At 57.4% G+C, this 14,278-nt stretch carries 17 protein-coding genes and 1 tRNA gene; 6 read left to right on the forward strand and 12 right to left on the reverse strand.

Going from position 1 to position 14,278, the window contains the following annotated elements; genetic code table 11:
• Positions 1-19 precede the first annotated feature (19 nt).
• Positions 20-235, forward strand: a complete 216-nt coding sequence (locus ACR0CA_RS14720; RefSeq protein ID WP_170774005.1) for a hypothetical protein — start codon at positions 20-22, stop codon at positions 233-235.
• Positions 236-250: 15 nt separating this feature from the next.
• Here ACR0CA_RS14720 and ACR0CA_RS14725 read toward each other — a convergent pair whose 3' ends face one another.
• The 10 genes from ACR0CA_RS14725 to ACR0CA_RS14770 all read right to left on the reverse strand — a co-directional run bounded on the left by ACR0CA_RS14725 (position 251) and on the right by ACR0CA_RS14770 (position 6,865).
• On the reverse strand, positions 251-850 hold the full coding sequence (locus ACR0CA_RS14725; RefSeq protein WP_480899881.1) for a GNAT family N-acetyltransferase: 600 nt from the start codon (positions 848-850) through the stop codon (positions 251-253).
• Positions 843-1,241: a ketosteroid isomerase-related protein gene (locus ACR0CA_RS14730; protein WP_480899882.1), complete on the reverse strand. Its 399-nt coding sequence runs from the start codon at positions 1,239-1,241 to the stop codon at positions 843-845. The genes ACR0CA_RS14725 and ACR0CA_RS14730 overlap by 8 nt, the downstream gene beginning before the upstream one ends.
• Positions 1,242-1,243: 2 nt before the next feature.
• Positions 1,244-1,696: an arsenate-mycothiol transferase ArsC gene (locus ACR0CA_RS14735; protein ID WP_170353273.1), complete on the reverse strand. Its 453-nt coding sequence runs from the start codon at positions 1,694-1,696 to the stop codon at positions 1,244-1,246.
• 3 nt (positions 1,697-1,699) lie between these two features.
• Positions 1,700-2,179, reverse strand: a complete 480-nt coding sequence (locus ACR0CA_RS14740; RefSeq protein WP_170786826.1) for a UPF0262 family protein — start codon at positions 2,177-2,179, stop codon at positions 1,700-1,702.
• Between the two features lie 76 nt (positions 2,180-2,255).
• Positions 2,256-3,053: a glycosyltransferase family 32 protein gene (locus ACR0CA_RS14745; RefSeq protein ID WP_480899884.1), complete on the reverse strand. Its 798-nt coding sequence runs from the start codon at positions 3,051-3,053 to the stop codon at positions 2,256-2,258.
• A 35-nt stretch (positions 3,054-3,088) separates the two neighbouring features.
• A complete protein-coding gene (gene hisD / locus ACR0CA_RS14750; RefSeq protein WP_480899886.1) occupies positions 3,089-4,390 on the reverse strand; it encodes a histidinol dehydrogenase in 1,302 nt (433 codons plus the stop codon).
• A gap of 21 nt (positions 4,391-4,411) precedes the next feature.
• Positions 4,412-4,915 (reverse strand): GNAT family N-acetyltransferase, encoded by a 504-nt coding sequence (locus tag ACR0CA_RS14755; protein WP_480899888.1) that lies wholly within the window; start codon positions 4,913-4,915, stop codon positions 4,412-4,414.
• A gap of 46 nt (positions 4,916-4,961) precedes the next feature.
• On the reverse strand, positions 4,962-5,438 hold the full coding sequence (locus ACR0CA_RS14760; RefSeq protein ID WP_170773990.1) for a DUF2948 family protein: 477 nt from the start codon (positions 5,436-5,438) through the stop codon (positions 4,962-4,964).
• The gene (murA, locus tag ACR0CA_RS14765) at positions 5,435-6,703 is read right to left on the reverse strand and encodes a UDP-N-acetylglucosamine 1-carboxyvinyltransferase (protein WP_170786831.1); all 1,269 of its coding nucleotides are present in this window, start codon (positions 6,701-6,703) and stop codon (positions 5,435-5,437) included. Before murA ends, ACR0CA_RS14760 begins: the two co-directional genes overlap by 4 nt.
• Positions 6,704-6,709: 6 nt before the next feature.
• Positions 6,710-6,865 carry a hypothetical protein gene (locus ACR0CA_RS14770; protein WP_480899890.1) on the reverse strand — a complete coding sequence of 52 codons (156 nt, stop codon included), beginning with the start codon at positions 6,863-6,865 and terminating at the stop codon, positions 6,710-6,712.
• A gap of 83 nt (positions 6,866-6,948) precedes the next feature.
• Here ACR0CA_RS14770 and ACR0CA_RS14775 point away from each other — a divergent pair.
• Positions 6,949-7,023, forward strand: a tRNA-Thr gene (locus tag ACR0CA_RS14775).
• A 183-nt stretch (positions 7,024-7,206) separates the two neighbouring features.
• Positions 7,207-8,280, forward strand: a complete 1,074-nt coding sequence (locus ACR0CA_RS14780) for an acyltransferase family protein (protein ID WP_480899892.1) — start codon at positions 7,207-7,209, stop codon at positions 8,278-8,280.
• Between the two features lie 9 nt (positions 8,281-8,289).
• Here ACR0CA_RS14780 and ACR0CA_RS14785 read toward each other — a convergent pair whose 3' ends face one another.
• Positions 8,290-8,796 (reverse strand): hypothetical protein, encoded by a 507-nt coding sequence (locus ACR0CA_RS14785; RefSeq protein ID WP_480504918.1) that lies wholly within the window; start codon positions 8,794-8,796, stop codon positions 8,290-8,292.
• Between the two features lie 595 nt (positions 8,797-9,391).
• Positions 9,392-11,212, reverse strand: coding sequence for a BCCT family transporter (locus ACR0CA_RS14790; RefSeq protein ID WP_480899894.1), 1,821 nt, complete (start codon positions 11,210-11,212; stop codon positions 9,392-9,394).
• Positions 11,213-11,758: 546 nt separating this feature from the next.
• On the opposite strand from ACR0CA_RS14790, the gene ACR0CA_RS14795 reads away from it, so the two are divergent.
• From ACR0CA_RS14795 to ACR0CA_RS14805, 3 genes are all read left to right on the forward strand, one after another.
• The gene (locus ACR0CA_RS14795) at positions 11,759-12,664 is read left to right on the forward strand and encodes a LysR substrate-binding domain-containing protein (protein WP_170773978.1); all 906 of its coding nucleotides are present in this window, start codon (positions 11,759-11,761) and stop codon (positions 12,662-12,664) included.
• An 88-nt stretch (positions 12,665-12,752) separates the two neighbouring features.
• Entirely contained in the window at positions 12,753-13,907 is a 1,155-nt protein-coding gene (locus ACR0CA_RS14800; RefSeq protein WP_480899897.1) for an aromatic ring-hydroxylating oxygenase subunit alpha, read from the forward strand.
• Complete coding sequence (locus ACR0CA_RS14805; protein WP_331252125.1) at positions 13,904-14,200, forward strand: hypothetical protein; 297 nt, start codon at positions 13,904-13,906, stop codon at positions 14,198-14,200. The genes ACR0CA_RS14800 and ACR0CA_RS14805 overlap by 4 nt, the downstream gene beginning before the upstream one ends.
• Positions 14,201-14,278: the final 78 nt, after the last annotated feature.

The following is a 14,278-nucleotide window of genomic DNA, read 5'->3' on the forward strand; positions in this document are numbered from 1 at the left end:
TAGGGTCAGGAGGATCACCATGCAAAACCCCGAAAGCTTCGAAAAGTTCTATTTCGCCAAGGTCGGTATGGGCGAGGCCTGCGGCTGCGCTGAGCGTGTCATTGACGTGTTCGAATTCAATCGCAAAGGCGGGGCACAGACAAAATCCGAGGTTCGACTGGAAAAACCCAAACGGCGGTCCTTTCGCGGATGGGCGGTGAAGTACGGCCTTCTCAGCCGCAAACAGACACGATGAGACCGAAAGGCGCAGCTACGCGTTCAGATCCCTGATCCAGAACTGCAACGGTTTCTGCGTCTCGCCGTCTTCTCCTATATCCTTCCACGAAAACTGCGCCACGACACCGGGTAGGGGTTCATACCCGCGTGCCCGCCAGAACGCATCCAAAGGCCTATAGCTTTCTGGTCGCATCGGATGATCGGCTGGGCGCTGCACACTGCAAAAGGCGCATTTCGCAAAACCCAAAGCGCGGGCATGAGCTTCGCGCTGGTCGAAGAATTTGTGACCAACACCCTGCCCCCGGTAGTCCGGCAGCAGAACGGATTCGGCGCAGTAGAAAACATCCGACAGATCCACACCTGACCCGTCAAAAGCCGCAGCAAAATCTTCGGCATGATCGGCCAGCGGCGCACCGGTCGAGGCTCCGATCAGGCGGTCGCCGTCAAACGCCCCGACCACGATGGATCGGGCACTGTCGCGGTAGGCTTGCAGGTATTTCCGCTCATAGCCCAGATCCCCATCATAGAGATAGGGCCACGCGTGAAAGACCTGAATACGCAGACGCGCCACATCGTCCAGAGCGGCCTCAAGCGCCGCTCCGGTCAGCGGGCGGACGTCTGTGACCTCATCCACCGGACACCTGTTTGGTCCAGTCGGCTAGGTTGTAAAAGGTGGTCACGCGGGTGATCTTGCCATCTTTCAAATCAAAGAAAGACCCAGCGGGAAGGCGGTAGGTCTGACCATGCGCTTCGGGCAGGCCCTCATCGGTTTCCAGATAGGTGCCGTTCACGATGAACTCGGCCGCAGCCCTGGTGCCGCCTTGCGCGTCGAACACCACGATATCGGTCAGGTTTTCACGGTAGCAGCGGTTCATGTGGGCGCAGAAGGCGGCGAATTTCTCTTTGCCGACACGAATCTGCCCTTCGTTTACATGATGGGCCACGTCGTCGGACAGGCAGGCCAACATGCCATCAACGTCACCTGCGTTGAAGGCTTTGAAATAGGTTTCGACGGTCTGGTTCATGGTCACTCCGTTGGTTCGCCCCAGCGGTCCTTCAGATGTTTGATGATCTGATCGCGGGTCTGTCGGTAGTGCGTTAGCTTGTCTTCACGACTTTCGCCCAGTCCGGTAGGGTCCATTATTGGCCAATAATCGACATCCAGATGAAAAATACGGGTCAAATCCAACGCTCGCCTTTGGCTGGCGGGTGACAACGCGACGATCAGGTCGAACGAGCTGAGGTCATCGCCCCATTCCTGCATCTCGTCGAAGGAACGCGACCTGTGTCGCGAAAGCTCAACGCCGATTTCCTGGCAGACGGCGACGCAGAAACCGTCGATCTCCAGATCGTTATGGACACCGGCAGATTGCACATAGGTACCGGTGCCGTAGAACTTTTTCATGATGCCTTCGGCCATCGGGGACCGAACCGAGTTGTGGTCGCAACAGAACAGAATGGACTGCGGCAGAGACGTCACCCGTCAGCCCCCAAAGTGCAATACGCAAATCAGCGTGAACAGGCGGCGGGCGGTGTCGGTGTCAATTTCGGCCTTGCCTTCCAGCCTATCTTGCAGGACCCGGCTGCCTTCGTTGTGAATGCCCCGCCGCGCCATATCGATGGTTTCGATCTGACTGGGTGGCAGCGATTTCACCGCGTCGAAATAGCTTTCGCATATCTGGAAATAGTCTTTTACCACCTGCTTGAACGGGCCCAGCGACAGGTGGAATTCGGCGGCTTTTTCCTCGGTCTCGGTGGCGATATCGAAAACCAGCCGTTTGTCCCGGATGGACAGTTGCAGATGATAGGGGCCGTCAGGCACCACGCGATCGTCGCGCGCGGGCAGCGCAAAGGAGTTCTCCTCCAGCAGATCATAGATCGCGACCTTGCGCTCCTGCTCGATCTCGGGCGTCGGCGGGGGCAGGTTTCGGTCATCCAGTTCTATGTGCGAAATGCGGGTCATGCGTACGTGGTCCATTCAGGTCGGGTCAGACTTATCGCAAGAAAATTGAATGAGCAACGCGGCCCTGTGGCTTTTGTCACAGCGGATACAGGCACGGGTCAATCGCATGTTTGCGCAACAAGGTGTCGACCAAAGATCCGGAATTGATCTCTCGGTCCTTGAATATCTTTCGAAACCACGACCCAAAGAAATGGATGGACATTTTGCTTTGCCAATCCAGAAATTCCAGCTTGGACATATCAGGCTCGTTCCACAGACCGCGATGCCGGAGTGGAACGGCGTAAAGCTCGACCCTCGGCAAGCTCATGTCATGCTCCGGCGTCCCATAAAGGCTGTGGAAAAACAGCGGCGGCCCAAGCGTTGACAAAGGCAGGCTCCAGTAGGTGGATTGCCCGTAAATGTCCCGATAGGCGTGCTTTCTGTCATCCGACCACCAGAACGGCACGAGGTCGCTGTCGAAAGCGAAATCGCACATCTTCTTCAAAGCCGGGCTGTCGCTGGGCAGAGCCACAACCCCGTTCATCATCCGCTGCCGTGCCAGATTGGCTTTGGGAAACAAATACCCCTCACGGGTCTCGAACGGCCGTACCGCATAGGCATCCGCGTCCACCCAGATATAGTCGGTCTGCTGCATCAGTTTCAGGCGAAACAGATCGGCGTGGACTGCCACCGAGCGCATGATCGGGTCGCGGTAGATCTCGGGTGTGTCAAAGATCTCCCGCGCATCGCGGGCCTCGATATAGTCCGGGATATCCTCGAGATCGCCGTAGTGATAGACGATGGGCGTCTGGTCCACATCCGCGAAGGATTTAAGGCACAGGTGCTCGAGAAAGCTGAACCGTTTGCCGATCCACAAGGTTGCTACGCGTTCCAAACTGCCCTCCACCTGATATCTGTTGGTTCGCGCCTTTAGTCGTTCAGACGATCCAGCCGGGCCGTGACGGACAGGCCATGAGCTTCAAGGCTTTCAGACCGCGCCAGTTGCGCCGCAGCAGGACCGATGGCGCGCAGCGCAGCGGGGGTCATCTGGGACAGCGTGGTGCGTTTGAGGAAATCCATCACGCTCAGCCCCGAAGAAAACCGCGCCGAGCGCGCGGTGGGCAGCACGTGATTGGGGCCGCCAACATAGTCGCCGATGGCCTCGGGCGTGTATTGGCCCAGAAAGATGGCGCCTGCGTGGACGGTTTTTGCGCTCAGCGCCACAGGGTCGGCAACGCAGAGTTCAAGATGCTCTGGGGCGATACGGTTCGACAGCGCGGCGGCCTCATCCAGATCGCGCGCGGTGATCACTGCGCCAAAATCGCGCCAGCTTGCGCCTGCGATGGCGCGGCGCTCGAGCGTCTCAAGGCGCTTGTCCACGGCAGCGGCAACCGACCGACCGAAAGCTGCATCATCAGTGATCAGGATCGACTGCGCACTTTCGTCATGTTCCGCCTGACTCAGCAAATCAAGCGCGATCCAATCGGGGTCGTTGTCCTTATCGGCGATCACCAGAATTTCTGAGGGGCCCGCGATCATGTCGATACCCACCTTGCCAAACACCCGCCTCTTTGCCGCGGCGACAAAGGCATTGCCCGGACCTGTAATCTTGTCCACCGGGGCGATGCTGTCCGTACCATAGGCAAGCGCGGCAATCGCTTGTGCCCCACCCACGCGATAGATCGTATCCACACCCGACAACTGCGCGGCCAGCAGAACCAAGGGGTTCACCACCCCATCCGGCGTGGGCACGGCAATCGCCAGACGCTCAACCCCCGCCACCTTGGCCGGAATCGCATTCATCAAGACCGACGAAGGGTACGAGGCCAACCCACCCGGCACATAAAGCCCCGCCGCCGACACGGCCGACCAACGCCAGCCCAGCGTGGCCCCGGCCTCATCCGTCCATTCGTGATCGGCGGGCATTTGCTTTTCGTGATAGGCCCGGATGCGCGCCGCAGCCAGTTCCAGCGCGGCGCGATCCTCATCCGTGACCTCAGCCACTGCCGCCGCGATCTCATCAGTCGAAAACGCCAATGTATCAGGGGTCAGTTCCAGCCGGTCGAATTTGGCCGTCAGCTCGATCACCGCCGCGTCGCCGCGCGCGCGCACGTCCTGAATGATCTCGGCCACAACCGCATCCACGTCGGGGCTGTCTTCGCGCTTGGCCGACAACAGCGCCGCAAAGGCGGTTTCGAAATCGGTCGAGCTTGTCTCAAGGAAAACTGGCATCGTCTTGCACTCCGGGGCGTTTCATCGGGACATATCGCCCGAGGGGAAAGGCCTCAACCCTTCGTCGGTCAGGTGCAGCGATTTGCGCATCGGATATTGCAGGACGCCCTGCCATTCTTCGGCCTCACCCGCATCCTTCCAGCCGAACCGGCGATAAAATTCCCGTGCCGTCGCAGTGGCATAAACATGTGCCTCCGCACACCCTTGATCGACCAGTTCACTTTCCAGCCGGATCAACAGGGCCAAACCGACACCACGCCGCACATAGGCTGGTTCGACATAGAGCAGCGACACTTCCGAACGGTTGTGCAGCCCACCGACCCCGGCCACCTGCCCGTCAATCTCGGCCAGCCAAAGCTGGGCGCCGGATTGTATCCAGCGTCGGATCGTCTGAGGGTCCTTGTTGGCCGTCCAAGCCGCCAGCAGCGCGGGCTGCTTGTGATGGTCTGCCGCACAAAGATAGGTGATCGAGCGGATCAGAGCGCGGCTCATCTGGAACACATCGAACACGGTCGCACGGCGCAAAACCAGGCCTGTGGAAGGCCCGGAAAACGCTTGCGCTATGCCCCGTTTATTCCGGATGATGCGGCGCCTGCCCAGACGGTGCCTGATAGGGCCGCGTGACGTCCTTGAGGGACACATCCACAGCCTCGACCAGTAATCGGATCGCGCCATCCCCGGCCAGAGTCAGCACCACGCGGCCCGCCCCATCTTCGCCCGGCTCAAAATCAATAGACAAGAGGGACATCACCATGTCCTTGTCGCTGCGGTCGATCCCCTGACTTGCCACCGACAGCACCGAGTCGAACACCAGCACCGACTGTACCCGCTCAAACGGGCGGTCGCGCAGGGTGGCGGCGTCTTTGTCCTCCCACCGAAAGCGGTTCAACAGCAGGCCAAAGCGGCGTTGGGATGGCCGCCAAGTCATCTCGGTGATTGGAAACACCGCGTCCTGTGTCAGGGTCGAGATCACCTGCAGGTCATCTGCATCCTCGGCACCAAGATTCAGCGGGGCCTCGCGCCCGTCATGGAAACTTGCGTCTGTCATTGGCCTTTGATCCGTTCAATCTTTGCACCCACGCCTTCCAGCTTGCGCACCACATGTTCATAGCCACGATCCAGATGATAGACCCGGCTAACCGTCGTCTCACCTTCGGCCGCCAAACCGGCCAGAATCAGCGAGACCGAGGCCCGCAGATCGGTCGCCATCACAGGCGCGCCTTTCAAACGTTCGACGCCCGTTACCGTGGCCGTGCCGCCATGCACCTCGATATTGGCCCCCATTCGTACCAGTTCAGGGGCGTGCATAAAGCGATTCTCAAAGATACGCTCTTCAAGAACGGACACACCTTCGGCAGTACACATCAGCGCCATCATTTGCGCCTGTAAATCCGTGGGGAAACCAGGGAAGGGTTCCGTGACCACATCCACCGACCGAACACGCCCGTTCTTGCGCGCGACCATCAGACCATTTGCGGTTTCCGTCACGCTGACACCCGCTGCTTCCAGCTTTTCGGCAAAGGACGCGATCAGCGACATCCGCCCGCCCAGCAACTCGACCTCACCGCCGCAGATCGCCGGGGCCAGCATATAAGTGCCCAGTTCGATCCGGTCAGTGACAACCTGATGGGTCGCGCCGTGCAAACGGTCGACGCCCTGAATTTCGATGGTCGAGCTCCCCTCGCCTGAAATCTGCGCACCCATCTTGCGCAGGCATTCGACCAGATCGACGATCTCGGGCTCGCGCGCTGCGTTTTTCAGGACGGTAGTACCTTTGGCCAGCGTGGCCGCCATCACAATGTTCTCAGTCGCCCCGACCGAGGCAAAACGCATCTCATGCACCGCGCCTTTCAACCCACCGGGGGCCTTGGCGTGCAGGTACCCGTCTTTCAGTTCGATCTCGGCGCCTAGCGCTTCAAGCCCTTCCACATGCAGATCCATCGGGCGCGCACCGATCGCACAGCCACCGGGCAGCGACACGACCGCCTGCCCGAACCGCGCCAGCAAAGGCCCCAGCACAAGGTTCGAGGCCCGCATCTTGCGCACGATGTCATAATCCGCCGTCTGACTGGTCAGATCATGGCTGGACATGGCAATCACCTGCCCGTCCTGCAACGACGACACCTCGGCCCCCAGCGATTGCAGTAGGGCGGTCATGGTCTTGATATCGCTCAGACGCGGCGCGTTGGTCAGCGTCAGCGGTTCATCGCTGAGCAGCGTTGCGGGCATCAGCGTCAAACACGCGTTTTTAGCCCCTGCAATCGGGATCTGACCGTTAAGCGGCCCGTTACCCGTTACCAGAATCGAATCCATTTGCTCTTATCCCTCGTCCTTATCGGCCTTGCCCCCAGCGACCGCCCGCGCCTTGGCCTGCGCCTTGCGCCGCGCCATGTTTGCCTTCAGCGCGGCCTTCAGCCGCTTTTCGCGCGCATCACTGGGTTTGCCTTGTTTTTTTGGTGAATTTTTTTCCGTCATGATCTTTCTCTACAGGAGGCGAAAAAAACCGTCCAGACACCCTTGCGCCGCGTTTCGTTTGAGTCTAATCACCCGCCCACAGCGCTGCTGTAGCTCAGAGGTAGAGCACTCCCTTGGTAAGGGAGAGGTCGAGAGTTCAATTCTCTCCAGCAGCACCATTCCCAAATTACTGATTTTCAATACTCGTCTCGCTGCTGCGGCGCCGCTGGCCAATTGCCCTCGGCACCAACAGTGTTGACTCGGCCCAACGCGGCATGGGACCCTTCGCCATTGTGTTCATAAGCTTCCCATTTCAGGTGGCATTTCTCTGTAACCTTGTGTGCAGGTTCGGGAGTTAAAGAGTGACTGATATTCGTTCCGACAATAGCAACGCGGCCCCAACGCAACCATTGGCAGGGCGCTTGGGCTGGATTGATGCGGTAAAAGGCCTGACGATCATTTTCGTGGTTCTACACCATTCTATCGCCGGGTTCCGGTTCGACCCGACCTTCCCCGAATGGATCAGAACCTTCAACTACAGCCTCGATCCCGTGCGCATGCCCCTGTTCTTTCTGGTAGCCGGGCTGTTTGCCAAAAAGGCTATCGACGGCCCCGCAGACAAGTTCATCCGCGGCAAGGTGATCTATTTCCTCTATTTCTACCTTCTGTGGTCCATGATCATCTTCACCTTTCGGTTTGGACTGAACGCTATTACCAATTCGACCACCTATTGGTGGGAAATCCTGATAATCCCCTGGGACCCGCTGCCGACGATCTGGTTTCTCTACGCCCTCATGCTGTCTTTCGTAATATTGCGCCTGCTGCGCGGCGTTCCCCCGGTCTATATTGTCGGGTTTGCGGCCATCATACAGGCGCAGTTCCTGCTGAATGTCTGGCCCGAAGGCGTGGTCGTCATCGCCGATAAACTGGCCAAGCTGTTCGTCTATTTCGCGATCGGAGTATATGCGTCTGAATGGATCAGATCTTCGGCGGTCAAGGCGCGCGCGCTACCGGTGATCGCATTGTGGATCGGGTTCCTCGGCCTCAGCATCGCTGCGCTGTCGGGAGGATTCGAGAAACTTCCTCTGGTCTACTTTTCCCTATCGGCCCTGTCCGCCTCGGCAATCATTGGAACGGTAGTTCTGGCCTCGAACGCGGGTAAGGCCAAGTGGTTGGTTACAATCGGAAGTTTCAGCCTGTATATCTACCTCACCCATTTCCTTCCCGTGGCAGGGACGCGCATCATTCTATCCAAAATTTTGGGTATTACCGAGCCGCTGGTGGTGATCCCGCTTTCAGTTCTGGCGGCGCTAGTGTTCGGAATCGTCTTCTGTAAAGTGCTGACAGGATCAAGACTCCAATGGCTGATCAAAGTGCCCGATCGAGTGTTGAACCGCACGCTTTCTCTGCCGTTCGGAACCGCAACCCGGACCTGAAGAACCAGTCTAGTTCAGGCGCCCGGATGCGGCCAAAGCACCGGCCAGAGCGCTCTCGATCTCTTTGGGAAAGTCACGGCCTTTCTTATGCAATCCTGCCGCGACCCAGCCCACCATATGGCCTCGTGCACCAATGCCATTTGCGCGCACTTCGGTCGGGCAGGTCTGTTCCTTCTGAACCAGGGACATCGCTTTTTCGACCTCGTGATCGGACAAAACCATTTTGACAGCGCTGATGATATCCATCGACATCTGAAGAGTCTGATGTTCCATCCTGTGCGCCGCGCCCGACAAAAGCCGGGTACAAAAGGCCGATAGGAAATACCAACGAAAGATCGAAAACACCCGATCCTGGAACTCGGTCGGGTGCTCTTGGGTGACCCTCGCTGTCTGTGCAATCCGTTCGAAAGCTGCCTCAGCCGCCTGAGAGGCTCGGCAAATCTGTGCCTCGCGCGACGTCACAGACGCAGCGATCAAAGCAGACGGGACAGCGGTACCAGCGGTTCCTAAGTTCATAATCGTCCTCCAGCTCTAACTCCTGCTGAAGACATGGGTACATCCAAAAACATTCGATTGTGATTTTTCGCCAAAAATTCCCTAAAGTGTTAAATGACTGTCTTCACGAAAATGTCACAGAAAGACATTTAACGCAAACATTAGCTGCATCAGACGTCGGTCAATTCCCACCAAGTAGATTTCATGTCGCACAACAAATTAAGGCAAATCTGCAATTTGTTTCCAAATTGGCTCTTAGAATGGACATGTTCTGACAATAGTTCTGCCCATTTCACCGGATACTGATGATCAATCCCGCAATTCAGTTGACCAGTATTGTTGTAACGAGGGGGTACGAGCGGGAATAGGGGGTGAGCGCCTGCCAAGCCCGACTAGCCCGAGGGCAGGCCAGCTCCCCCCGCATGCAGATCTTTCACCAGTTTCAGAATCCGTCTGAAAAGCTGCACCACAGAGGTCGCTGCTTTGCCAGATCGCCTGTCAACGACAGGCACATCCGCCTGTTTCGTTCCACTTTTTCACGGCCTTGAGTGAGGTCGTGACATGAAAAACGCCGCCCCAATTTGGGGCGGCGCGTCTTACCTTGAGCAATGGAGGCTTATTCAGCCGCCTGCGCCACCTCGCTCTTGTCGCGCAGACCGTCGCGGAACAATGCCTTGGCCAGCGCCACCATCATCAGCCCCATCACCATGGTGAAGGGCAACGCGCCGATGATCATTGCGTTGCGCAGCGCATCCAGCGGGTTGTTGTCACCAGCCGCCAGGATCAGCGTACCGATCACAGCCGTCAGGATTAGGCCCCAGATGATACGGTGCTTAATGCCAGTCTCTTGGCTGCCGCCCGACATAATCGTGTTCATAACCAGAATACCCGAGTCCGCAGAGGTCACCAGGAAGGTCATGATCAGGATCACGCACATCACGTTCAGCATCGACAGCAGACCGCCGTCAATCATGTAGGACAGGGTCACGAACAGCTTGTTGGTATTCGACGCACCGATGATCGCGCCTTCCGCTGCACCAGCCAATTCCAGATCAATCGCGGTACCACCCAGAACGGTCATCCATGCAAAGCACACCAGCGCCGGTGCGAACACACAGCCCAGGATGAACTCACGCACCGAGCGACCCTTGGAGATACGCGCCAGGAACAGGCCCACGAAGGGCGAGAAGGCGATCCACCAAGCCCAGTAGAACGTGGTCCAGCCGGCTTGCCAGCCGAACTGACGGCCCTGCTCACCTGCAGCATAGGCTGCGGCCAGCGTCGCTTCGTCCAGCTCAGCCGCTGCGCCTTCCAGACCGCTCTTGAAGCCGTCAAAGCTGCCCCAAGCATTCGTCGCACCACCCATCAGCGCATCCGCATGGGCCTGCGCCTCGGCCGGCAAGGCCGCTGCAAAAGCTTCAGCTGAAAGCGGGCCATAGGCACCAAAGCTCAGCGATACGAAGTGCAGGATATAGTCGACCATTGCCGTACCATAGGTGGTCATCGCGAAGACAAACGAGCCAAACACAACGAACGTACCCAGCAGGATGATCGACAGAACAAGGTTCAGGTTCGACAGATATTTAACGCCCCGGCCGACACCCGACACCGCCGAGATGATCGACAGCCCCATGATGACAGCCAGACCCGAGATCAGACCCACTTTCGATGGTGCCGGAACCTCGCCGCCCAAATCCATGATCCATTCCATGCCGGTAATTGCGTACAGGCCATCGATGAACTGGCTTACGCCGAACCCGATAGTCACCGACACACCCAGAATGGTCGCAACGACGCCCAGCACGTCAACCACGTGACCCAGGAAGCCGTTCATCAGCTTACCGAACAGCGGCGTCAGCGCCGCGCGGATGGTCAGTGGCATGTTGCGTGTATACGCGTAGTAGGCCAACGACAGACCCGTCACCACGTAGATCGCCCAGGCGTGGAACCCATAATGCAGATAAGTGTAGCGATAAGCCGACTGCACAGCATCTGGCACGTTACCCGGAACGTCGCCCGCAACCACAACGGGGTTCGAACCCCACAGGCCCAGAGGCTCGGCTGTGGCGAACACCATCAGACCCACACCCAGACCGGCGCCAAACATCATCGAGAACCACGAGAAATTCGAGAACTCGGGCTTTTCGCCTGGCTGGCCCATTACGCGCTTGCCCGTCGAAGGAAGAATCGCAACAACCGCCAGGAAGAAGAAAAACAATCCAACGATGATGATATAGAAGCTGTTGAAAACTTCCAAGATTTGAGAGTTCCAGCTGCCCAGAGTGCTGTTGGCATTGGCCGGGAACACCAAAGCCCACAGCACCAGCGCAACCATGATGCCTTTACTGATTAGCGCAATCGGTACGCTGTTGTTTTCATAAAAACCGCTATCCGCCGTTTTTATGTCCAAGTCCGTAAACGGGTCCTTTATCGACATCTACTTCCTCCGTGTTGTCGTTCGTTTTTGGGGAAAGCTGCCGCGACCGGCGCGCTTCACCCAGAGATTTCGCAATTATGTGATAAATGAACTTTCCAGATCAGACGTGCCGCACGCTTTCCACCAATCGCCACCTGTTGATCTGACAATTCGATCTGCGTTGTGTGGAACAAGTCGCAGATCGCTATTGACCTGTGGTTTAATCTGGCAATCGGGGGTGAGGCTATGCCAATCCATCAATTTCCCTTTCGGCCATTTTCCGAATGTCAGCATTCGCGGTTGTTTTTTCGCCCGCCTGTCTGAGCCCCGTTGAAGAACACTCGAAACCGCGTGCATGACCCAATAAATTTGGTGAATGCGACTATAGCGTGCCCCGTGCGGGACATTAGACAGAACCGACATTTTTGTCGTTTTTGGCGACATCCACCGAAATCGTGACCGTAAAATTCATCTAATTGGCGAGGCAATCTGGCATTCAACCCCAAATAAACTAATACTCGATTGAAATGATCTAACGCGACCACGAAAGCTGATTCTTAAGCCAACATGTCCAGACGCCACTATAACCTTCCGCCCCTTACCACCTTATCCGCCTTCGAAGCCGCCGCACGGCATCTCAGCTTCAAAAACGCAGCTGAAGAATTGTCTGTCACCCCAGGGGCGGTCAGCCATCAGATCAAAGCGCTCGAGGGGGACTTGAACGCCGTCCTTTTCCAACGCAAGCATCGGGGTGTGGATCTGACAGAAGACGGAAAAGCCCTGTTTGAGACTCTGTCGTCGTCCTTTACCAAAATCTCCAAGACACTGGCGACAATCCGGGACCAGGCCGCAATCGGCAAGGTGACAGTGGGATCAACAACGGCCGTTGCTGCATTATGGCTTTCTCCAGCAGTGATCCGGTTTTGGCGCGAAAAGCCTGAGATAAATGTCGACCAACTATCGCAGGACCGGCCTTTTCGCGACAGGCCCGATATTGATTTCTTCATCCGTTATGGTCGTGACAGCGATCAAAGCCTCTCACACACCCCCTTGTTTCGCGACCACCTTGTGCCCGTAGCCAGCCCGGACATAGCCGAACGCCTGGTTGACGCATCACTGGAAGACCTCGCCGCCGAGCGCTTGATCCATTTGGACTCAGATGATCGCAGTTGGACCACATGGCCGGAATGGTTCCATCAAATGGGTCACAATGGCGCGATCCCAATCGACTCGCGCGTGAACAGCTATTCGGTTGCGTTGCAATTGGCCCGCAAGGGGGCTGGTCTGGCGCTGGGTTGGCGACGGCTGATCCAACCGATGCTGCAATCGGGTAAATTGGTCATCATCGGCCCTCATAGGTTGACCGCACCCAACCAATTCTACCTTGTTGGGCGCCCCGACAACGAGTTGTCAGAGAGCGCTCGCGCACTGAAGAACTGGATCTTGCAAGAGGTAGAGGACGGCTCGGTTTAGATCAGATAACTCTCTGATGAGGTTTTCTGATATTGAGACGCCCGCACGCCTTCCCCAATACGGTTAAAACCAATCTTAGGAGAGCCCGATGAACAAGCATAGCCCTCTGTCCTCCGTTCTGGCCGACGTGAATATCGCCAACGGTCTGCCGAATGAACACTATGTCGACCCTGCAATTTTTGCCGAGGAACGGAAATCGGTTCTTTATGCGAATTGGTCCGGGGTTGGCTTCGGTAAGGACGTACCCGAGGAGGGTGATGCCAAACCTGTGGACTTTCTGGGCATGCCCCTGCTGATCGTACGCGATCGCGACGGCGAAATCGGCGTATTTCAGAACACCTGCCGTCACCGCGGCATGATCCTGGTGGACACTCCTCGCAAGATCGGAGGCGCGATCCGCTGCCCCTATCACAGCTGGTGCTACAGCCTGAAGGGTGAGCTGCGCGCAACCCCTCATGTGGGCGGACCCGGTCACAACACCCATGAAGACGTTGACCGCAGTGATCTGGGACTGGTCCGCGTGCGGTCCTACGTCTGGCGCGATGTGATCTTTGTGAACGTCGACGGCAACGCCCCAGCGTTCGAAGACGCCCACGCCGCTCTTCTTGAGCGCTGGAAGGAGTTCGACCAGCCCGTGCATCACGGCGGCGAGACGTCCTCGTTCAAGCTTGAGGTCAAGACAAACTGGAAGCTGGCGGTCGAGAACTATTGCGAAAGCTATCACCTGCCGTGGGTTCATCCCGGTCTGAACAGCTATTCCCGGTTGGAAGATCACTACAACATCGAAGCACGCGGGCACTATTCCGGTCAGGGCACGTTGGTTTATCGCCAACTCACCGATCAGGATGGGGCAACTTTCGAAGATTTTCCGGGCCTCAGCGAGAAATGGGACGAGGGTGCCGAATATATCGCTCTTTATCCCAATGTTCTGCTGGGCGTGCAGCGCGACCACGCTTTTGCCATCGTGTTAGAACCTGTCGATCAGGAAAACACCGTCGAACACATTGAACTGTACTACGCAAAAAGCATTGAAGATACGCCGCAGCATGACGGGTTGCGCGCCTCGAACGCGCAGCTTTGGAAGACGGTATTCGAAGAGGATGTCTTTGTTGTAGAAGGCATGCAAAAGGGTCGCCATGGTGTTCTGTTTGACGGCGGACGGTTCTCGCCCGCGATGGACGGGCCGACGCATAATTTCCACCATTGGGTCGCAACGCAGATCGAAAACGGTCGCGCGGATTGAAACTGCGGACCGGTCGGTTTTCAATGGCCGGTCCCGACGGAGGTTCGATGGACAAGTCCAAGCTGGATCACCTGCTGCTCGAGGCCCATGCTCGCGATGATCACGACGCGCTGATCCGCTATTACACCTTGGCTGCAGACGAACGCGAGGCCGCGCGGGACACCGACGCGGCCTGTTTCTATCTGACCCATGCGTTTGTTTTTGCGCTGGAATCTGGCGCACCCGAGGCAGATACCCTGAACGCAAGATTGGCCGCCCATGGGCGCGCGCACCGGTTGGATTTTTCGGATTAGCCTCAGGTTAAACCTGCTCAACCCAGATTGAAATTATTCTCCGTTGTCCGCGCGACGTCCTTGGTGACAGAAAGCGCA

This window comes from Ruegeria sp. F12 (assembly GCF_056533885.1).

Coding starts and splice junctions, on each gene's coding strand:
- ACR0CA_RS14795 (WP_170773978.1), top strand. CDS start 11,759: ATGTCCAGACGCCACTATAACCTTCCGCCCCTTACCACCTTATCCGCC.
- ACR0CA_RS14720 (WP_170774005.1), top strand. CDS start 20: ATGCAAAACCCCGAAAGCTTCGAAAAGTTCTATTTCGCCAAGGTCGGT.
- hisD (WP_480899886.1), bottom strand. CDS start 4,390: ATGCCAGTTTTCCTTGAGACAAGCTCGACCGATTTCGAAACCGCCTTT.
- ACR0CA_RS14760 (WP_170773990.1), bottom strand. CDS start 5,438: ATGACAGACGCAAGTTTCCATGACGGGCGCGAGGCCCCGCTGAATCTT.
- ACR0CA_RS14790 (WP_480899894.1), bottom strand. CDS start 11,212: ATGTCGATAAAGGACCCGTTTACGGACTTGGACATAAAAACGGCGGAT.
- ACR0CA_RS14740 (WP_170786826.1), bottom strand. CDS start 2,179: ATGACCCGCATTTCGCACATAGAACTGGATGACCGAAACCTGCCCCCG.
- ACR0CA_RS14800 (WP_480899897.1), top strand. CDS start 12,753: ATGAACAAGCATAGCCCTCTGTCCTCCGTTCTGGCCGACGTGAATATC.
- ACR0CA_RS14770 (WP_480899890.1), bottom strand. CDS start 6,865: ATGACGGAAAAAAATTCACCAAAAAAACAAGGCAAACCCAGTGATGCG.
- ACR0CA_RS14730 (WP_480899882.1), bottom strand. CDS start 1,241: ATGAACCAGACCGTCGAAACCTATTTCAAAGCCTTCAACGCAGGTGAC.
- ACR0CA_RS14785 (WP_480504918.1), bottom strand. CDS start 8,796: ATGAACTTAGGAACCGCTGGTACCGCTGTCCCGTCTGCTTTGATCGCT.
- murA (WP_170786831.1), bottom strand. CDS start 6,703: ATGGATTCGATTCTGGTAACGGGTAACGGGCCGCTTAACGGTCAGATC.